The sequence below is a fragment of the uncultured Amnibacterium sp. genome, from assembly GCF_964250715.1.
GTDB lineage: Bacteria > Actinomycetota > Actinomycetes > Actinomycetales > Microbacteriaceae > Amnibacterium.
On record NZ_CAXUGX010000004.1, the window covers coordinates 84604 to 104449 of the forward strand.

Here is a 19846-nt window from a genome sequence, read left to right on the forward strand (position 1 = left end):
GTGGCGTGCCGAGCCCACCGGCGGGACTCTCACCGCAGGGTCAGCAGCTGGACGAACATCGCGTCGGTGGCGTGGCGGTGCGGCCACAGCTGCACCGCGGTGCCGCGCGCGGTGGCCGGAGCGGGCGGGCCGCCCAGGGCGTCGAGAGCGTCGGCGGTCGGTACTGCGGTCAGTTCCGGATGGCGCGCCAGGGCGGCGGCGATCTGCACGTCGGTCTCGGCGGGGACCGGGGAGCAGGTGACGTAGGCGAGCAGGCCGCCCGGCGCGAGCGACGCGACGGCCGCGTCCAGCAGCCGGGCCTGCAACCGGACGAGTCCGGGCAGATCGGTGGGTTGCTTGCGCCAGCGCGCCTCCGGCCGTCGCCGCAGCGCGCCGAGCCCGCTGCACGGGGCGTCGAGCAGCACCCGGTCGAAGCGTTCGCCGCCGTGCGGGAAGGCGGTACCGTCGCCGACGACGACCGGATGGTCGCCCGGGACGGCGGCCAGCGCCTGCTCGACGAGGGCCGCACGGGCGGGGGCGAGTTCGTTCGCGATCACCCTGACGCCGTGCGGAGCAGCCTCCGCGGCGAGGACGGCGGCCTTGCCGCCCGGGCCCGCACAGAGGTCGAGCCACCGCTCGCCGGGCCGGATCGGCCGTGCCCGCGTGAGCAGCAGGGCGCTCACCTGCGAACCGGCGTCCTGCACCCGGGCGGCGCCAGCTGCGACCGAGGGCACGATCGCCGGATCGCCGCCGGCGAGCACGGCGCCGATCGGGGAGGCGGGATGCAGTGCACCGGGCAGATCGGCGCGATCGGCGAGCCCCGGTAGGGCGGCCAGGGTGACCGGCGGCGGCACGTTGTCGGCGGCGAGCGCCGCGGGCAGCTCCTCCGGCGTCCCGACGGCGGTGAGCGCCTCGCGGAACATCGTCACGATCCAGGTGGGGTGAGCGGCCGTGATCCCGGCCCGCTCGTCGTCGTCGGTGGCCGTCAGCAGCAGCCGGGCGGTCCAGCCGTCGTCGCCGTCTGCGCCGACCTTGCGCAGCACCGCATTGGCGAAGCCGGCGGCGCCGCGGGAGATGTCGCGCGCCTGCTCGACCGCCTGGTGCACGGCGGCGTGCGGCGGGGTGCGCATGCCGAGCAGCTGGTGGGCCGCCAGGCGCAGCACGTCGAGCAGCGGCGGGTCGATCGCCTGCACGGTGCGCCCGGACGCCAGCGCGAGCACCGCGTCGTAGTGCCCGAGTCGGCGCAGGGTGCCATAGGTGAGCTCGGTCGCGAAGGCGGCATCCGCCGTCGTGAGGCGAGCACGGCCGAGCAGGGCGGGCAGCAGCAGGTTCGCGTAGGCGTCCCTGGTGCGGACGGCGGTCAGCACCTCCAGTGCGACCCGACGGGCCGGACTCGCGGCCGAGACGTGGTGCGAGGACCGCGCGGGTCGAGCGCCGCTCATCGAAGAACCGGCACGGCCGCCAGGCCCCGCAGCCACGCCGCTGCAGGCATACCGGTACGCCCGGCGGGCTGCACCGTGAGCAGCTCGATCGGATTGCTGCCCGTACCGGCGAGCACGCGCCCGGCGCGCAGCAGAACGGCACCGGGAGCGAGCGGCGCTCCATCGGAGGGAGCCTCGGAGGCGATGGAGGAGGTACCCGGGGCGGCGGAGGCGGGTACCGGTGCGGCGCGCAGGACTTTCAGCCGCACGCCGGCCCCGCCTGCGACGACAGCGGCGGGGACGACGGCGTCGGTGACGGCGCCGGGCTCGGGAGTCGCACCGCGGATCCGAGCGAGGACGGCGTCGGCGGGCAGGGTCCAGTCGATGCGGCCGTCGGCGGCCGTCAGCTTGGGCGCGAGGGTGGGCGCGCCTCGCTGCGGGGTCAGGATCGCGGTACCGGCCGCCAGGGCGTCGACCGCGTCGCGGAGCACCTCGGCGCCGATGTCGGCGAGCCGGTCCAGCAGCTCGCCCGCGGTCTCCGCCTCGCCGATCGGGACGGCCCGGGTCGCCACGAGCGGACCTGTGTCGAGCCCCTGCTCCAGCCGAAAGACGCTGACGCCGCTCTCGGTGTCCCCGGCGAGCACGGCGCGCTGCACCGGGGCTGCGCCGCGCCACCGCGGCAGCAGGGAGAAGTGCAGGTTGAGCCAGCCGAGCCGGGGTGCGGTGAGCAGCGGCGTCCGCACCAGGGCGCCGTAGGCGACGACGACCCCGAGGTCCGCCTGCAGCGCGGTCAGGCGCTCCGTCGCTTCCGCGCCGAGGCGAGCCGTCGTCAGCACCGGCAGTGCCGCTTGCTGCGCGGCACGCTGCACCGGCGACGGGGTGAGCGTGCGACGCCGACCAGCCGGTGCGGGCGGCCGGGTGACCACCTGCACAACGTCATGCGGACCGTCGATCAGCGCCTGCAGCGACGGCACGGCCGCTGACGGCGTGCCGGCGAAGATCAGCCGCACCGCGCGCACCCGACCTTCCGCTTGAATCCGACCAGCCCGCGCGCACCGCCCGGCCGCCGCCCCGGCGAACCGCCCGACCGCGCCGCCCGCCGCGACGCCCGCGCCTTCACGACGGCAGCGGCTCGTGCACGTCGAACCGCACCCGGAGTGTACGCGCGGGCCGGCGGCCGCTCCCCGGCGGGGGCCGGCGAACCGCGGCCGCCCGGACGACCGCAGCCTTGGCGACTGCCGCGACCGCGGGGCCCGCCCCGTAGTCGAATCGCATGACCACCCGCGGCCCGCCGTCCGCGTCGTCCTCGCGGATCAGCGCGTCAGCCCCGGCGGATCGCAGCTCGGCGACCAGCTCCTCCACGATCGGCCGGGAACCGGTGAGCAGCGCGAGTCGGGTCACCGGCGGGAAGCGAAGCGATCGACGATCGGCGAGCTGCGCGGCCGCGAAGTCCGGCGAGCGCCATGTCGCGAGAGCCAGCGCCACGTCGCCCTGCACGCCCACCAGGTGGACCGGCGCATCCGGAGCGGCGAGGGCCGCGGCGTTCGACCACCAGCGCAGGCAGTCCTCGGCCACCCAGAGCGACTCCCTGGCCAGCATCCGCCGCCCGTCGAGCAGCAGCACGGCACGGTAGCCGGCGGCCGTGCGGGGTTCGGCGCCGCGGGTGGCGACGACGATCGCGGGCTCGTGCGGCACCGTCGGATGCGGATGGTCGCCGTCCGCGACGACGACCGGAACCCCCGGAAACGCGCGACCGAGGTCGTGCGCCGTACGGCCGGCATCCACCGGTGGAACGACGAGAGCGGCGGCCCCGGCCGGGTGGTCCTGCCTCTCGGACGGCGGTGCGTGCTCCTGCTGCTGCAGGGCGCGGAGGGCTGCGTCGCCGGGGCGGGCCACCTGCACGAGCACGGGTCCGTTCGTCAGGGCACGGGCCACATCGCGCCAGGCGGCCGACGGGATACGGCTCGCCCGCTCATCGTCGGGCGTTAGCACCACCCGCGGGGCGGTGGCCGGCGAGGGCGACCCCGCGACCCAGCCGACCTGCACAAGCCGCTCCACGGTGGTGGAGCGGGCGTGCGCCAGCAGGAGCAGTCCGGCGCCGGACTGCTCCTGCCGCAGCAGCGCGACATCGCGGGTGCCGGCGTAGGGGGCGAGCGGCTCGCGGTGGAAGGGGTCCGCCTCCTCCCACACGAGGATCGCGCCCAGGTCGGGCGCCGGTGCGTAGACGGCGGACCGATTGCCGAGCAGGATGCGTGGTCCGGGACGGAGCGCCGTCAGGTGGGCCCGGTAGCGGGCCGCCGAGGACTGCGCGGCATCGACGCGGACGACGTGGGCGGCAGCCGATCCCGCGGCGAGCGCCGCGGCGACCTGGTCGAGGTCGCGCTGGTCGGGGACGGCGACGATGGCCGTCCGCCCGCCGGCGATGACGCCCGCGGCCACCCGCGCGAGTTCGACCGCCCACGCGCCGACCGGTCCGGACGGCAGGTCGGCCGGCCGTGGCGTGGCCTCGGCCGCGATGCGCTGCCCCTGCAGCAGGCGCGCGACCACCGGCGGAGCATCCACCCGAGCGGATGGACGGATCGGCGCATCCACCTCGGCCGGCGGATCGGCCGGCGCATCCACCTCGGCCGGCGCGCCCGCGGCTTCGCCCGCTGCGAGCCAGGCCCGCTCGACTCGCACCTGCCGCTTCGGTACGGCGATGCGCAGCACGTCGCTCGCGACCCCGGCGGCACGATCGGCGACAGCACGGGCGAGCCGCCAGACGTCGTCGGTCAGCACCGGCACGGGCGAGACGACGGCGTCGAGCGCGCTGAGCCGGCCCGGCGCCGCGCTCTCGTCGGTGAGTGCGACCAGGTAGCCGTCGGCGATCCGCCCGGCCATCCGAAGGGGAACCCGCACCCGCACGCCCGGCCGCGCCTCGCCGGTGAGGTGCGGTGGCACGGCGTAGTCGAAGAGGTGGTCCAGCTGCGGCAGCGGCGAGTCGACGACCACCCGGGCGATCGAGCCGGCGGCCGCAGCGATCATGGCCGGCCGGGTCACGGCCGGCAGAGTCATGGCCGGCGGCGCGCCAGGGCGATCACAGTCCGGCGGCGCGCCGGAGATCGTCGACGCGGTCCAGGCGCTCCCAGGTGAAGTCCGGCAGTTCACGACCGAAGTGGCCGTAGGCCGCCGTCTGGGCGTAGATGGGGCGCAGCAGGTCGAGCGACTCGATGATCGCCTGGGGCCGCAGATCGAACACCGAGCGGATCGCCGTCACGATGCGATCCTGCGGCACTGCCTCGGTGCCGAAGGTCTCCGCGTAGAGGCCGACCGGCTCGGCGGCGCCGATGGCGTAGGCCACCTGCAGCTCCAGCCGATCGGCGAGCCCCGCCGCGACCGCGTTCTTGGCAACCCAGCGCATGGCGTACGCGCCGGAGCGGTCCACCTTGCTGGGGTCCTTGCCGCTGAACGCGCCACCACCGTGCCGGCTGGCGCCGCCGTAGGTGTCGACGATGATCTTGCGCCCGGTCAGCCCCGCGTCGGACTTGGGGCCGCCCACCTCGAAGCGGCCGGAGGGGTTCACGAGCACCCGCACCCCGTCGATGTCGAGTCCGCTCGTCTCGATGATCGGGTCGATCACGAAGCGGCGCACGTCGTCGCGCAGGGGCTCGGTCTCGACGTGCGGCGCGTGCTGCGTCGACACCACCACGGTCTGCACCGACACGGGGCGCGTGCCGTCGTACCCCACCGTCACCTGCGTCTTGCCGTCGGGCCGCAGGTAGTCGACCACGCCCTCGCGGCGCACCCGCACCAGTCGCTCGGCCAGGCGGTGGGCGAGCGAGATGGGGATCGGCATCAGCTCGGGCGTCTCGCGCACGGCGTACCCGAACATGATGCCCTGGTCGCCGGCACCCAACTGGTCGAGCCGTTCGGTGCTGCCCTCCCGCGACTCCAGCGCCCGGCCGACCCCGGCCGCGATGTCGGGCGACTGGGCGCCGATCGACACGGACACGCCGCAGGTGCTGCCGTCGAAGCTCTGGTCGGAGGAGTCGTAGCCGATGTGCCGGATGCGGTCGCGGACGATGCCGGGGATGTCGGCGTAGCCGCTGGTGGTCACCTCGCCGGCGACGTGCACGAGTCCGGTGGTCACGAGTGTCTCCACGGCCACGCGGGCGTGCACGTCCTGCGCGATCAGCGCGTCGAGAACGCTGTCGGAGATCTGGTCGCAGATCTTGTCGGGGTGGCCCTCGGTGACGGATTCGGAGGTGAACAGGCGAAGCGCGGGCACGGGGCTCCTCGGGTCGGGCGCGGTCGGGCGTTCGCTCTGTCGGGCGTTCGCGCGGTCAGGCGGGGGCGATCAGCCCCAGGATGCGTGAGGCGACCTGGGGCTTGCCGCCACGAGCGTCGCCCACTGTATTGCCGTCGGAGTCGAGCACGGTGACCGCGGTGTCGCCGCCACCGAACCCGGCCGCCCAGCCCACCCTGTTGAGGACCAGGTAGTCGCAGCCCTTGGCGGCGACCTTCTCGCGGCCGAGGGCGAGCAGACGGTCCTCGTCCGGCTCCGTCTCCGCGGCGAAGCCGACGATCGTCTGCGCGAACGGGCCGGCGTCGTCGCGCTGCCGCACCAGGTCGATCAGCACGTCGGGGTTCTGCACGAGTTCGAGGGTGAGCACGGCGCCGATATCGCGCTTCTTCACCTTGGCGTCGGCGACGGAGGCGGGGCGGTAGTCGGCGACGGCGGCGGCCATGATGACGACGTCCGCGGTGCGTGCCGCCTGCAGGACGGCGGTGCGCAGCTCCTCGGTCGTGCCGACATCGATCGTCTCGACTCCGACGGGGACGGGCACCTCCAGGTGCGCGGCGATGAGCACGACCGTCGCGCCGCGATCGCGGGCGGCTTCGGCCAGCGCGACGCCTTGGAATCCGGTCGACCGGTTGCCCACGAAGCGCACCGGGTCGAGCGGCTCGCGCGTTCCGCCGGCGGTGACGACCACGCGCAGCCCCGCGAGGGCGTCGACGGCGGGGTGGCCGGTCTGCTGAAACGCGTGCGACGGCGAGGAGTGCGGAGCCTCGTGCGGCGCGTGCTGCGGCGCCTGCTGCACGCCCATGGTCACCGGGGCACGGTCCAGGTCGGGACGGGCCCGGACGGCGGCCTCGAGCGCTGCGGCGACGATGTCGGCTGGCTCGGCCATCCGGCCGGCGCCGCTGTCGGACCCCGTCAGCTGCCCCTCCGCGGGGCCGACGACAGTCACGCCCCGAGCCTCCAACACCCCCACGTTCGCGCGGGTCGCCGGGTGCTCCCACATGCCGGTGTGCATGGCGGGTGCCACGACGAGCGGCGCGGTGCTGGCGAGCACGGTGGTGCCGAGCAGGTCGTCGGCCAGTCCGGCGGCGAGCGTGGCGAGCGTGTTCGCCGTCGCGGGCGCGATAACGATGAGGTCCGCCGACTGCCCGAGCGCGACGTGCCGCACCTCAGCGACGCCCTCGTAGAGGTCGGTCTCGACCGGGTTGCGGCTGATCGCCTCGAGCGTCGGACGGCCGACGAAGCGCAGCGCGGCGGCGGTGGGAACGACGTGGACGTCATGGCCGGCGAGCACCAGCGAGCGGACCACACCGACGGCTTTGTAGGCGGCGATCCCGCCCGACATTCCGACGACGATCTTCATCGCGGTCGCCGCTCGATGCTGCTACTCCGCGGGAGTGATGCGGAGCTTGTCCTCGTTGATCTCGCGCAGTGCGACGGAGATGGGCTTGTCGTCGATGGACGACTCGACGAGGGGGCCGACGTTGTCGAACAGGCTGCCCTCGTGCAGGTCGGCGTAGTAGTCGTTGATCTGGCGGGCCCGCTTGGAGGCGAAGATCACGAGGCCGTACTTGGAGTCGATGCGGGTGAGCAGCTCGTCGATCGGCGGGTCGATGATCCCCTTGGTGCTGGTCGCCATGTGCTGCTCCTCGTACTCGGACGTCACGCGCCGGCGGACGCGACCGCCCAGCATACCCGCCCCTCGCTCCGCGCCGCGTCCGCCGCCGGCCGCGCGAGGAATTCAGGAGATCCCGAGGTATTCAGGACGACACGCCGCCGATCCGGCCGCATTCCTCGATTTCTCCTGAATTCCTCGGGCGGAGGGGGCGGTGCGAGCGGCTCAGACCGCCATCAGGCCGACGACCTCGCGGGCCGCGATCTCGACGTCGGTGTTGACGACGGTGTGGTCGAACTCCTCCTGGGCGGCGAGTTCGGTGCGGGCGGTCTGCAGGCGGCGTTCGCGTTCCTGCTCGTCCTCGGTGCCGCGACCGACCAGGCGGCGGACGAGTTCCTCCCAGGTGGGCGGCAGCAGGAAGACGAGTTCGGCCTCCGGGAACGCCTCGCGCACCTGCCGCGCGCCCTGCAGGTCGATCTCCAGCAGCACGCTGCGACCGTCGGAGAGGGCGCGCTCGATCGGGCCGCGCGGCGTGCCGTACCGGTAGGCGTTGTGCACGGTCGCCCACTCGAGGAACTCGTCGGCGGCCACCATGCGGTCGAACTCCGCGTCGTCGACGAAGTAATAGGTGATGCCGTCGGTCTCACCGGCGCGGGGCGGGCGGGTGGTGGCGCTGACCGACAGCAGCACCTCGGGATGGTGGTCGCGGATGTAGCCGGCGACGGTGCCCTTGCCGACGGCGGTGGGTCCGGCGAGCACGACGAGGCGGCTGCGATGGCCGGTGCCGTCGCCGGCACGCGGCGCCTGGCGGCGGACGAGGAACTCGTGCAGCCGCTGGTACTGGTGCACACCCAGTCCCCCGAGGCGTTTGGAGGGCGAGATGCGCAGGTCCTGCATGATGCGGGCGGTGCGGGTGGGGCCGAGCCACGGGATGCTGCCGATCAGCTCGGTGACGCGCAGCGACGCCTCCGGCACCGTCGCGTCGCGCGACGCGGTGGAGAGCACCTCGCTGGCGCTGCGCTCGCCGCGGGAGACCTGCTTCTTGACCTCGGCGCGCGCGCGGCGGGCGGCGACGGCGGCGCGGGAGCCGGCCAGCCGGTCGACCTCGGGCGGTTTCATGCGTATGCCTCCCTGACCAGGGCGACCTGGCGGTCGATGGCGCCCGGCAGAGCCGCGGGCCCGGACGCCAGGATGCTGCGCGACGCCGTGACCACGGTGGTGGCCGCCGCCGGGCCGAACAGGCGCTTGACGTCGCCGAACTGGGCGCCCTGATAGCCGAATCCGGGAGCGAGGATCGGCGCCGCGGGCCCCTGGGCGAGCGCGAGCAGGTCGATGCCGACCTCGCTGAAGTCGACCGTCGCGCCGAGCACCACTCCGATGGGGCCGATGGGGCCGGTGAAGTGGGAGCGGTTCCAGTTGATGACGCGCGCCGCGATGCCGCCCGCGACGGTGCGCCCGACCTGCGTCTCGCGCTGGATGATCGCGGTCTGCACGGCGATCGCCTCGGGATTGGAGGTGGCGGCCAGCACGAACAGGCCCTTGCCGTAGCGGGCGGCGGTCTCGAGCGGCGAGCGCAGCGCGCCGAAGCCCTGGTAGGCGCTGATCGTCATCGCGTCGGCCTCCAGCGGCGAACCCGGGGTGAGCCACGCCTGCCCGTACGCCTCGATGGTGGAGCCCAGGTCGCCGCGCTTCACGTCGGCGATCACGACCAGGCCGGCGTTCCGCGCCTCCTTCAGCACGTCCTCCAGCACTCGGTAGCCGTTGGAGCCGAACCGCTCGTAGAAGGCGACCTGCGGCTTGACGATGCCCACCCGGCCGGCGCACGCCTCCACGACCCGCAGCCCGAACTCGTGCGCGCCGACCGCGGACAGCGGCAGGCCCCACTCCGCCAGCAGGTACTCGTGCGGATCGATGCCCACGCAGAGGTGGCCGCGCTCGCCGAACGCCGCGCCCAGCCGTTCGGCGAAACCTCGGTCGGTCATCGTGCGGCCTTCCTGCCGGTGCTGCTCTCCCGCTGCCGGGCGTAGGCCTGGAGCGGGGTCACACCGAATCCTGCCCGAATCACGTCGAGCGACGCCACCGCCGCCGTCAACTGAGCGATGGTCGTGAACAGGGGTTTGTCGGCTGCGACGGCCGCGGCGCGGATCTCGTAGCCGTCGGCGCGCGCCGACCGGCCCGACGGGGTGTTGATCACCAGGTCGACCTCGTCGCGGCCGATCAGGTCGACGATCGAGTCCGTATCCGAAGCCGCGTCGCTCACCTTGGCGACGACGACCGCCTCGATGCCGTTGCGGTGCAGGATCTCGGCGGTGCCGGAGGTGGCGAGCAGCCGAAAGCCGAGCTGGGCCAGGCGCAGGGCGGGCAGGACGATGGAGCGCTTGTCGCGATCGGCGACGGAGACGAAGACGGTGCCGGACAGCGGCAGCCCGCCGTACGCCGCGGCCTGGCTCTTGGCGAAGGCCCGCGGAAAGTCCACGTCGATGCCCATCACCTCGCCGGTGGAGCGCATCTCGGGCCCGAGCAGGGAGTCGACGACCGCGCCGGACCGGGTGCGGAAGCGCCGGAACGGCAGCACCGCCTCCTTGACCGCGACCGGGGAGTCGGCGGGCACGTCGGACCCGTCACGCTCCGGCAGCATGCCCTTCTCGACCAGCTCGGGGATCGGTACGCCCAGCATCACGAGCGCCGCGGCCTTGGCCAACTGCACGCCGAGCGCTTTGGAGACGAACGGGACGGTGCGGGAGGCCCGCGGATTCGCCTCCAGCACGTAGAGCACGCCGGCGGCCACCGCGAACTGCACGTTCAGCAGCCCGCGCACCCCGACGCCCCGGGCGATCGCGAGCGTGGCGGTGCGCACCACGTCGAGCACGCCGCGGCCCAGGGTGACGGGAGGCAGGGTGCAGCTGGAGTCGCCGGAGTGGATGCCGGCCTCCTCGATGTGCTCCATGATGCCGCCGATGTGCAGCGTGGTGCCGTCGAAGAGGGCGTCGACGTCGATCTCGATCGCGTCGTCCAGGAACCGGTCGACGAGCAGCGGATGGCCGGGCCCGACGATGCCGGCGGACGCGATGCGGTCGAAGTAGCCGGTGAGCGACTCGGGGTCGTAGACGATCTCCATGCCGCGCCCGCCGAGGACGAAGGAGGGGCGCACGAGCACCGGATAGCCGATGCCCCGGGCCACAGCCAGGGCGCCGGGAGCGTCGATCGCGGTCCCGTTGCGCGGGGCGGTGAGACCCGCGGCGTCGAGGATGCCCGCGAACAGGCCCCGCTCCTCCGCCAGGTCGATCGCCGCCGGCGAGGTACCGAGGATGGGGACGCCCGCCTGCTCCAGGCCCTTCGCGAGTCCGAGCGCGGTCTGCCCGCCGAGCTGCACGATGACGCCGACCAGGGTGCCGCTGGCGGACTCGGCATGCACGACCTCGAGCACGTCCTCGAGCGTCAGCGGCTCGAAGTAGAGCCGGTCGGAGGTGTCGTAGTCGGTGGAGACGGTCTCGGGGTTGCAGTTGACCATCACGGTCTCGTACCCGGCGTCGTGCAGGGCGAACGCGGCGTGCACGCAGGAGTAGTCGAACTCGATCCCCTGCCCGATGCGGTTCGGGCCGCTGCCGAGGATGATCACCTTGTCGGCGGCGCTCGGCACCACCTCGGTCTCGTCGTCGTAGGTGGAGTAGTGGTACGGAGTAAGCGCCGGGAACTCGCCGGCGCAGGTGTCGACGGTCTTGTAGACCGGACGGATGCCCGCCTGGTGCCGCTGGCGCCGCACCCGCTCCTCCGGAACGCCCTGCAACTCCGCCAGCTGCGCGTCGGAGAAGCCCTCGCGCTTCGCCTGACGCAGCAGGGCCGGCGACAGCGGCGCCGCGTCGGCGATCTGCGCGGCCAGCTCGTTGAGGGCCGCGATCTGGTCGAGGAACCACGGGTCGATGCCGGTCGCCTGCGCCACCTGCGCCACAGTCGCTCCGGCCCACAGAGCGCGCTGCACGGTGACGATGCGGCCGTCCAGGGGCTCGGCCGCGGCGGCGGTCAGCGCCTCGGCGTCGCCGCGCTCGCCGGCCCAGGTGAACGAGGATCCGCGCTTCTCCAGCGACCGGAGCGCCTTCTGCAGCGCGGCGCCGAAGGTGCGGCCGATGGCCATCGCCTCCCCCACCGACTTCATGGTGGTGGTGAGCGTCGCGTCGGCGGCCGGGAACTTCTCGAACGCGAACCGCGGCACCTTGACCACGACGTAGTCGAGGGTCGGCTCGAAGCTGGCCGGCGTGACCCGGGTGATGTCGTTCGGGATCTCGTCCAGCCGGTAGCCGATGGCCAGCTTGGCGGCGATCTTGGCGATCGGGAAGCCGGTCGCCTTGGACGCGAGCGCGCTGGAGCGGGAGACGCGCGGGTTCATCTCGATCACGATGATGCGCCCGTCGGTCGGGTCGACGGCGAACTGGATGTTGCAGCCGCCGGTGTCGACGCCGACCGCGCGGATGATGTCGATGCCGATGTCTCGCAGCCGCTGGTACTCGCGGTCGGTCAGGGTCATGGCGGGCGCGACGGTGATGGAGTCGCCGGTGTGCACGCCGACCGGATCGACGTTCTCGATGGAGCAGACGACGACGGTGTTGTCGGCGGTGTCGCGCATCAGCTCCAGCTCGTACTCCTTCCAGCCGGTGATCGACTCCTCCAGCAGCACCTCGCCCACCGTGCTGCTGTGCAGGCCGTCGCGGACGATGCGGGTCAGTTCGACCGTGTCGTGGGCGAAGCCGGAGCCGAGGCCACCCATGGTGAACGACGGCCGCACGACCACGGGGTAGCCGAGGTCGTCGGCGAATCGCACCGCCTCGTCGATCGTGGTGGCGATGCGGGACCGGGCCACCTCGGCGCCCGCCTCGATCACCAGGTCCTTGAACAGCTGGCGGTCCTCGCCGCGGCGGATCGCCTCGACCTTCGCGCCGATCAATTCGACGCCGTGCCGCTGCAGCACGCCCGCCTCGTGCAGTGCCATCGCGGCGTTCAGGGCCGTCTGCCCGCCGAGCGTGGGCAGGATCGCGTCGGGGCGCTCGGCGATGATGATCGACTCGAGCACGGCCGTGGTGATCGGCTCGATGTAGGTGGCGTCGGCGAAGTCGGGGTCGGTCATGATCGTGGCCGGGTTGCTGTTGACCAGCACCACGCGGATGCCCTCCTCGCGCAGCACGCGGCAGGCCTGGGTGCCGGAGTAGTCGAACTCGGCCGCCTGCCCGATCACGATCGGGCCGGAGCCGATCACGAGCACGCTCTGAATGTCGGAGCGTTTGGGCATCAGCTGTTTCCTCTTTTCGGAGCGGTCGATCCGCGACCGGCTTCGCCGGCCCCGTCTCGACGCGCTGCTCCGCCGCCGACGCGGCTCCACGTTTCGCCGGCATGAGCCGGCGCGGGCGCTCCGCGCCCGATGCCCGAGGATCGCCACCCGCCCGGCCGCGGGCTCTTCACGACGCACCCGACGTGGGGGCCGACTCCACCGCGATCGCGGCCTGCATGCCGTCCGACTCGGCCGCCAGCACCATGTCGCGGAAGCGGTCGAAGAGGTCGTTCGCGTCGTGCGGGCCGGCGGCCGCCTCCGGGTGGTACTGCACCGAGAAGGCGGGGATGTCGAGGCAGGCGATGCCCTCCACCACGTCGTCGTTCAGCCCGACGTGGGTCACCTCGGCGCGGCCGAAGCCGGCGGGGGTCTGCACGGGGCCGCCCCGGGGCGCGTCGACGGCGAAGCCGTGGTTGTGCGCGGTGATGCCGACGCGGCCGCTGCGCACGTCGAGCACCGGCTGGTTGATGCCGCGGTGCCCGAACGGCAGCTTGTAGGTGCCGAAGCCGAGCGCGCGGCCGAGCAGCTGGTTGCCGAAGCAGATGCCGAAGAACGGGGTGCGGCGGTGCAGCACTTCGCGCAGCAGCTCCACGTGGTGCTCCGACGCCTCCGGATCCCCCGGACCGTTCGAGTAGAAGACCGCGGAGGGCTGCAGCGCATAGAGCTGCTCGGCCGTGACCGACTCCGGCACGACGTGCACGTCGAAGCCCCGCTGCGCCAGCGCCGCGATGGTGGCCGCCTTGATGCCGAGGTCGACGATCACCACCGACCCGATGCGCTCGCCCTGCGCCCCTCTGCTGTAGGTCGTCGTCGTGGACACGCCCGCGGAGAGGTTCTGTCCGGCCATCGAGGGGCGCTCCCGCACCAGCGCCAGCTGCTCGGCGGGGTCGAGCGCGGCGTCGGCGGCGGAGAAGATGCCCGCCCGCATGGCGCCGGCGCTGCGCAGGTGGCGGGTGACCGCGCGGGTGTCGAGGCCGGCGATGCCGACCACGCCGTCGCGGGCCAGGTCGTCGGGCAGGGCGCGGGTGGCGCGCTGGTTCGACACGATGCGGCTGGGCGCGTAGGCGGCGTAGCCGGCGACCCACACGCGGGCGGACTCCTCGTCGTCGTCGTTCGTGCCGGTGTTGCCGATGTGCGGCGCGGTCTGCACCACGATCTGCCCGGCGTAGGAGGGGTCGGTGAGGGTCTCCTGGTAGCCGGTCATGCCGGTGGTGAAGACGGCTTCGCCGAAGGTGCGGCCGCGGGCGCCCCAGGCGCTGCCGGCGAAACGGCGGCCGTCCTCGAGCACCAGGACCGCCGACTCCGGACCGACGGCGCCCGTGTGGGTGGGCGGGGTGTGTGAGGTGGGTGAGGCGGGTGGAGCAGGTGAAGTGGGCGGGCTGGGCTCTGCGGACTCAATCGACATCGGCACCGTGCTCCTCCGTCCTGGCGCCGGTCGCCTGCACGAGCGAGCGGACCGCCGCGATGAGGTCGGCGCGCGGTTCGAGGTCGATGCGGAACGCGGACTCCACCTCATCGGCGCCGCCGTCGGTACGGTCGAGCCGCCAGGCGATGACGGTGAGGCCGTTCTTCTCCACGGCGCGGTCGATGGTCCAGGTGGCGACGCCGGCACCGACGAGCCGCGACGCGGCGAGGAAGAACGGCTCCGCGCCGTCGCGCTCGATGCGCGCCCCGTGCGCCGTCACGGTGATCGTGGCGCGCGAACGGAAGCCGAGGCCGCCGACGACCACGCGGTCGAGCGGCCGGCCGGCGAAGGTCGTCGCAAGGTACAGACCCTCGATCGCGAGGCCGGGCAGACCGCTGTCGCCGGCGGCTCCCGGGGCCAGATACCCGCGCTGCCGTCCCGAACGACGACGCCACGACACGACCATCGCGACGAGCACCGCGAGCAGCAGCGCGATGGTGACGATCACGGGCAGCGGATCGATCACGTCGGCAGAGGTGGCGAAGACGACGGTCATGCCGGTTCCCCCTCCGGCAGCTGCTGCACGACGCCGTCGAGCACGGTGGGGACGCCGTGGAAGAAGGTCGCGATGATGCGCCCCGGCAGCGTGCGGCCGAGGAACGGCGAGTTCGTGCTGCGCCCGGCGAGGTCGTGGACGCCGAAGACGCGGGAGGCGGCCGGATCGACGAGCACGATATCCGCGGGAGCGCCGACCGCGAGCGTGCCGCCGGCGGTACCGCCGATGCTGGCCGGTGTCCTCGACATCACGCGCTCCACATCCGCCCAGTCCGTGAGGCCGGTGTCGACCATCGCCGCCTGCACCACCGACAGCGCGGACTCCAGGCCGACCATGCCGTTCGCGGCGGCGCCCCACTCCGCCCGCTTCGCATCCGCCGGGTGCGGCGCGTGATCGGTGGCGACGACGTCGATCGTACCGTCGGCCAGCGCGGCCCGAAGAGCCAGCACGTCCTCGTCCGTGCGGAGCGGCGGGTTCACCTTGAACCGAGGGTCGTAGCCGCGCGCGGCGTCGTCGGTGAGCAGCAGGTGGTGCGGCGTCACCTCGGCGGTGACCCGCACGCCGCGGGCCTTCGCCCAGCGCAGCAGCTCGGTGCTGCCGGCGGTGGAGACGTGGCAGACGTGCAGCCGCGCGTCCAGCTCGCCGGCGAGCAGCACGTCGCGGGCGATGATCGCCTCCTCCGCCACCGCGGGCCAGCCGGCGAGGCCCAGTTCGGCGGACACCGCACCCTCGTGCAGTTGCGCGCCGACCGTCAGCCGCGGCTCCTGCGCGTGCTGCGCGATCACGCCTCCGGTGACGCCGACATACTCCAGCGCGCGCCGCATCAGCAGTGGATCGGCGACGCAGTTGCCGTCGTCGCTGAAGAGACGCACCCGTGCGCGTGAGCGGGCCATGGTCGCGAGCTCCGCCAGCTGCTGGCCGGCCAGGCCCTTCGTCACCGCACCGATCGGCCGCACGTCGACGTAGCCGGCGGCCCGGCCGAGCGCCGCGACCTGCTCGACGACGCCCGCGGTGTCGGCGACGGGGTCGGTGTTCGGCATGGCGTGGACGGTCGTGTAGCCGCCCGCGGCCGCGGCCCGGGAGCCGGAGCGCACGGTCTCGGCGCCCTCGCCGCCCGGCTGCCGCAGGTGGGTGTGCAGGTCGATCAGCCCGGCCAGCACCAGCAGGCCGTCGGCGTCGATGCGGGTCGCTCGACCCGCGTCGACGGCCGGGCCGATCGCCCGCACGACGCCGCCGTCGATGAGCAGCTCGGCGCCCGTGCCGTCGGCCAGGTGGCCACCCGCGATGACGTACGCGCTCATGCGGACGCTCCCGCCCCCGTGACAGCGCCCGATGCCGGGTCGTCGGAGCCGGTGAGCACCCGGTACAGCACGGCCATCCGCACCGCGATGCCGTGCTCGACCTGCTCCAGCACCGCGCTCCGCGCCGAGTCGGCGACGGCGCCCGCGATCTCCAGGCCCCGGTTCATCGGGCCCGGATGCATGATCACGGTGCGCTCCGGCAGCGCCGCAGCCCGCGCCTCCGACAGCCCGTAGAGCGCCGCGTACTCGCGCACGCTGGGAAAGAAGGCGTCCGCCATCCGCTCGCGCTGCACGCGCAGCATCATCACGACGTCGGGGCGGGCGCCGAGGGCCGTATCGAAGTCGGTCGCGACGGTCGCCGGCCAGCGGCCGATACCGGTCGGCAGCAGGGTCGGCGGAGCGACGAAGCCGACCTCGGCGCCGAGCGCGGTCAGCAGCCACAGGTTGGAGCGGGCGACCCGCGAGTGCAGGATGTCGCCGACGATCAGCACCCGCACGCCGGCCAGGTCGTGCCCGCGGGCGGCCTCGCCGTGCAGCCTGCGGCGGATCGTGAAGGCGTCCAGCAGCGCCTGAGTGGGGTGCTCGTGCGTGCCGTCGCCCGCGTTCACGACCCCGGCGTGCGTCCATCCGCTGGCGGCGAGCACCGCCGCGGCGCCGGAGGCGGGATGCCGCAGCACGATGCCGTCCGCGCCCATCGCCTGCAGCGTCTGCGCGGTGTCCTGCAACCCCTCCCCCTTGGAGACGCTCGAGCCGCGGGCGGTGAACGTGACGACGTCGGCGGAGAGGCGCTTGGCGGCCAGCTCGAACGAGATGCGGGTGCGGGTGGAGTCCTCGAAGAAGCAGTTGACCACCGTGCGGCCGCGCAGGGTCGGCAGCTTCTTGACCGAGCGGCGCTGGGTGGACGACATGTCCTCGGCGGTGTCGAGCAGCGCGATGGCCTCGTCGCGGCCGAGGTCGCGGGTGCTCAGCAGATGACCGGTCATTCGATCGTCACCTCGTCGCGGCCGTCGGTCTCGGTGAAGCGCACCCGAACCCGTTCGCTTGCCGCGGTCGGCAGGTTGCGGCCGACCGTGTCGGGCCGGATGGGCAACTCGCGGTGGCCGCGATCGACCAGCACCGCCAGCCGCACGGCCGCGGGCCGGCCATGGTCGGTGAGCGCGTCGAGGGCCGCCCGCACGGTGCGGCCGGAGTAGAGCACGTCGTCGACGAGCACGACGGTCGCCCCGTCGATGCCGCGGCCGGGGATGCGGGTCTCACCGGTGGCCCGGGTGGGCTGCGCGGCCAGATCGTCGCGGTAGAGGGTCGTGTCGAGCACGCCCGTGGCGGGCACCTCACCCGTGATCGACGCGATCGCGTCCTGCAGCCGGCGGGCGAGCACCGCCCCGCGGGTGGGGATGCCGAGCAGCACCAGATCGCCGGCGCCGCGATCCGCCTCGACCAGCTCGTGCGCCATGCGCATGGTGATGCGGGCCACATCGGAGGCGGTCAGCAGGGTGCGCGCGGCCATCCGACCTCCTTCCCCGCCTCTCGGGACGGAACTTAAAGGTGATCGCCGACGACCCTAGCGGAGGGCGCGGACGCGACGCCCGGCGAGGTCGTGACCGAGCGCGCGCACCACCCCCACTACGGAGATTCCCGGCGACACGCCGAGGTCGCGGCCGGATGCTCCGTAGTCGAGGGGGTCGCTCCGTAGTTGGGAGGGATCTCCGTAGTTGGGAGGGACCTCCGTAGTTGGGAAGCACCTCCGTAGTTGGGAGGGTCGGCCGGAGTTGAGAGGGTCAGCCGGGTAGGGCGCCGTCGCGCCGCAGCAGGGCCGGGACGTCGGCGACCGAGGGCAGCAGGTGGGTGTGCCGCGCCGCGCCCAGCTCGACGGCGGTGTGCGCGCCCGTCAGCACGCCGATCGCGTAGCGGGCGCCGGCGTTCGAGCCGGCCAGCACGTCGTTCGCGGTGTCGCCGGCGGTCAGCACCTCGGCGACGTCGCGCACGCCGGTCGCCTCCATCGTGCGGAACACGAGGTAGGGCGCCGGTCGGGAGGCCGGCACGTCGTCGGCGGTCACCAGCGCGTCGATGTGCTCGCCCACCCGCCAGCCGACACCGTCGAGCAGCGGCTCCGCGACCGCCCGGCGGTACCCGGTCTGCAGGGCCACGAGCACGCCCGCCGCGCGCAGGGCGGCGATCGCGTCGGCGACGCCCGGCAGCACGGTGGCGGGCGACGCGGCGTAGGAGGCGTCGAGTGCCGCTGCGAAGTCCGGGAAGATCCCGTCCGCGCGCGCCGGATCCTCGCCGAGCCCTGTCAGGATGCCGACCATCGCCTCGCGCTTGTCGGTACCGCTCCACGCCGAGAGCAGCTCGTCGGACACGGTCGTCCCCGTCGCCTGCTCGATCGCGTCCCGCAGGATCGCGTAGACCCGTCCACCTTCATCCAGAGTCGTCCCGGCGATGTCGAGCGAGGCCAGCCGAACGGGCACGGACGCCCCTCTCCGAAGCGGTGGGGAACAGGATGTGCGGCAGCCGGTTCGGCCACCACGCGGGATTCGATCCTGTCGTGCGAGGCGTCCGCGAGGAGGCCGTCCGGCCCCGACCGGGCTGCTCGTTCACCAGAAATTCGTCTGGCAACGGGCCCGTGTCCGCTCCATGAACAGCGGGTGACCAGCTCCACTTTCGATCGCGGCGGGGTCGTGCGTTCCTGCACGCTGACCGTCGTGAGCGAAGGGACGAGCGCAGCCGGGGGCTCCGCTGGCCTGCTGGGCAGCGCCGATGTCGTCGTCGTCGGAGGCGGCTTGGTCGGCCTGGCGAACGCCTGGCACGCGATCCGCTCCGGTCGCTCGGTCGTGCTGCTGGAGCGGGACGAGTACGCCGTCGGCTCGAGCATCCGCAACTTCGGGCACATCGGCACGACCGTGCAGGCGGGCGCCGTGCTGCGGGTCGCCCGCCGGGCGCGCGAGCTGTGGCTGACCCTGGCCCGCGACGCCGGCTTTCCCGTCGTGCAGGCCGGCACCGTCGTCGTCGCCCGGCACGAGACCGAGCAGGCCGTGCTGGAGGAGTTCGCCGCCGCCCGGCCCGGGGACGCGCAGCTGCTGACGCGAGAGGCCGCCGAGTCCCGGCTCGGCCTGCGGATCCCCGGGCTACTCGCCGCCGCGCACCTGCCCGCCGACCTGCGGATCGACCCGCCCGCGGTCATCCCGGCGATCACCGCGCACCTGCAGCGCCTGGGCGTCACCATCCACACCCGCACCGCGGTGCAGCGGGTGGAACCCGGGCTCGTCCGCACCACCCGCGGCGACGTCCGCGCCGGGCAGGTGATCCTGGCGGTCAACTTCGACGTGGACCGCTTCTTCCCCGACCTGGCCGACGGCATCGGCCTGCTCCGCTGCCGGCTGCGCATGCTGGAGGCCGCCACCCCCGGCGGCGCCGTCATGGCCCCCGCCCTGCTGACCGGACTCTCGCTGCTGCGCTACGACGGATTCAACGAGCAGCCCTCCGCCGCCCGGGTGCGCGAGCGCATCGCCGCGGAGTCGCCGGAGTTGCTCGATCACGTGGTCAACCTGATGTGCACCCAGCGTCCCGACGGCAGCCTGATCCTGGGCGACACCCACCACTACGGGATCACCGAGCCGCCGTTCGAGGACGAGGCGTCCGACGAGCTGCTGCTGGAGCAGTTCCGGCGGCTGCTCGGCGTGCGGCACCTGGCAGTGCGGCGCCGCTGGCGGGGCGTCTACGCGTCCAGCCCCGTCACACCCTTCCTCGTCGCGGACCCCCTGCCGGGCGTTCGGGTCGTCTCCGTCACCAGCGGCATCGGCATGACGACAGCCCTGGGCCTCGCCGAAGGCGCCCTCGCCGGCACCATCGGCCCGCTCCCCGCCGCCGACGGCAGCGCACCCGCCGGCGACCGCTCCGCCCGACCGGCCGGCCCCGCCCGGCCCGCCCCCGACCTTCTCCCCACGAGCTGACCGGCACCTCCGCCTGC

The 19846-nt window shown here is 73.8% G+C and carries 16 protein-coding genes; 1 reads left to right on the plus strand and 15 read right to left on the minus strand.

Annotation, left to right across the window (positions count from 1 at the left end; all coding sequences use genetic code 11):
• Positions 1 to 29: 29 nt before the first annotated feature.
• From ACFE7H_RS05645 to ACFE7H_RS05715, 15 genes are all read right to left on the minus strand, one after another.
• Complete coding sequence (locus ACFE7H_RS05645; protein WP_375400242.1) at positions 30 to 1421, minus strand: RsmB/NOP family class I SAM-dependent RNA methyltransferase; 1392 nt, start codon at positions 1419 to 1421, stop codon at positions 30 to 32.
• Complete coding sequence (gene fmt, locus ACFE7H_RS05650) at positions 1418 to 2410, minus strand: methionyl-tRNA formyltransferase (RefSeq protein ID WP_375400372.1); 993 nt, start codon at positions 2408 to 2410, stop codon at positions 1418 to 1420. Before fmt ends, ACFE7H_RS05645 begins: the two co-directional genes overlap by 4 nt.
• Positions 2411 to 2516: 106 nt before the next feature.
• Complete coding sequence (locus ACFE7H_RS05655; protein ID WP_375400243.1) at positions 2517 to 4439, minus strand: primosomal protein N'; 1923 nt, start codon at positions 4437 to 4439, stop codon at positions 2517 to 2519.
• Between the two features lie 37 nt (positions 4440 to 4476).
• Complete coding sequence (gene metK / locus ACFE7H_RS05660; RefSeq protein ID WP_375400244.1) at positions 4477 to 5667, minus strand: methionine adenosyltransferase; 1191 nt, start codon at positions 5665 to 5667, stop codon at positions 4477 to 4479.
• A 55-nt stretch (positions 5668 to 5722) separates the two neighbouring features.
• The gene (locus ACFE7H_RS05665) at positions 5723 to 7045 is read right to left on the minus strand and encodes a bifunctional phosphopantothenoylcysteine decarboxylase/phosphopantothenate synthase (protein ID WP_375400245.1); all 1323 of its coding nucleotides are present in this window, start codon (positions 7043 to 7045) and stop codon (positions 5723 to 5725) included.
• Positions 7046 to 7066: 21 nt separating this feature from the next.
• The gene (gene rpoZ / locus ACFE7H_RS05670) at positions 7067 to 7321 is read right to left on the minus strand and encodes a DNA-directed RNA polymerase subunit omega (RefSeq protein WP_375400246.1); all 255 of its coding nucleotides are present in this window, start codon (positions 7319 to 7321) and stop codon (positions 7067 to 7069) included.
• A 201-nt stretch (positions 7322 to 7522) separates the two neighbouring features.
• Entirely contained in the window at positions 7523 to 8416 is an 894-nt protein-coding gene (gene gmk, locus ACFE7H_RS05675; RefSeq protein ID WP_375400247.1) for a guanylate kinase, read from the minus strand.
• Positions 8413 to 9279 (minus strand): orotidine-5'-phosphate decarboxylase, encoded by an 867-nt coding sequence (gene pyrF, locus ACFE7H_RS05680; RefSeq protein ID WP_375400248.1) that lies wholly within the window; start codon positions 9277 to 9279, stop codon positions 8413 to 8415. The genes gmk and pyrF overlap by 4 nt, the downstream gene beginning before the upstream one ends.
• On the minus strand, positions 9276 to 12578 hold the full coding sequence (carB, locus tag ACFE7H_RS05685) for a carbamoyl-phosphate synthase large subunit (protein ID WP_375400249.1): 3303 nt from the start codon (positions 12576 to 12578) through the stop codon (positions 9276 to 9278). The genes pyrF and carB overlap by 4 nt, the downstream gene beginning before the upstream one ends.
• Positions 12579 to 12744: 166 nt before the next feature.
• A complete protein-coding gene (carA, locus tag ACFE7H_RS05690) occupies positions 12745 to 14022 on the minus strand; it encodes a glutamine-hydrolyzing carbamoyl-phosphate synthase small subunit (protein ID WP_375400250.1) in 1278 nt (425 codons plus the stop codon).
• The gene (locus tag ACFE7H_RS05695) at positions 14012 to 14578 is read right to left on the minus strand and encodes a hypothetical protein (RefSeq protein WP_375400251.1); all 567 of its coding nucleotides are present in this window, start codon (positions 14576 to 14578) and stop codon (positions 14012 to 14014) included. Before ACFE7H_RS05695 ends, carA begins: the two co-directional genes overlap by 11 nt.
• A complete protein-coding gene (locus tag ACFE7H_RS05700) occupies positions 14575 to 15879 on the minus strand; it encodes a dihydroorotase (protein ID WP_375400252.1) in 1305 nt (434 codons plus the stop codon). The genes ACFE7H_RS05695 and ACFE7H_RS05700 overlap by 4 nt, the downstream gene beginning before the upstream one ends.
• The gene (locus ACFE7H_RS05705) at positions 15876 to 16862 is read right to left on the minus strand and encodes an aspartate carbamoyltransferase catalytic subunit (protein WP_375400253.1); all 987 of its coding nucleotides are present in this window, start codon (positions 16860 to 16862) and stop codon (positions 15876 to 15878) included. The genes ACFE7H_RS05700 and ACFE7H_RS05705 overlap by 4 nt, the downstream gene beginning before the upstream one ends.
• Entirely contained in the window at positions 16859 to 17386 is a 528-nt protein-coding gene (pyrR, locus tag ACFE7H_RS05710) for a bifunctional pyr operon transcriptional regulator/uracil phosphoribosyltransferase PyrR (RefSeq protein ID WP_375400254.1), read from the minus strand. The genes ACFE7H_RS05705 and pyrR overlap by 4 nt, the downstream gene beginning before the upstream one ends.
• Before the next feature lie 271 nt (positions 17387 to 17657).
• Positions 17658 to 18347 carry a phosphonatase-like hydrolase gene (locus tag ACFE7H_RS05715; protein ID WP_375400255.1) on the minus strand — a complete coding sequence of 230 codons (690 nt, stop codon included), beginning with the start codon at positions 18345 to 18347 and terminating at the stop codon, positions 17658 to 17660.
• A 234-nt stretch (positions 18348 to 18581) separates the two neighbouring features.
• Between ACFE7H_RS05715 and ACFE7H_RS05720 the strand changes: the two genes are divergently transcribed.
• The gene (locus tag ACFE7H_RS05720) at positions 18582 to 19829 is read left to right on the plus strand and encodes a TIGR03364 family FAD-dependent oxidoreductase (protein ID WP_375400256.1); all 1248 of its coding nucleotides are present in this window, start codon (positions 18582 to 18584) and stop codon (positions 19827 to 19829) included.
• Positions 19830 to 19846 lie beyond the last annotated feature (17 nt).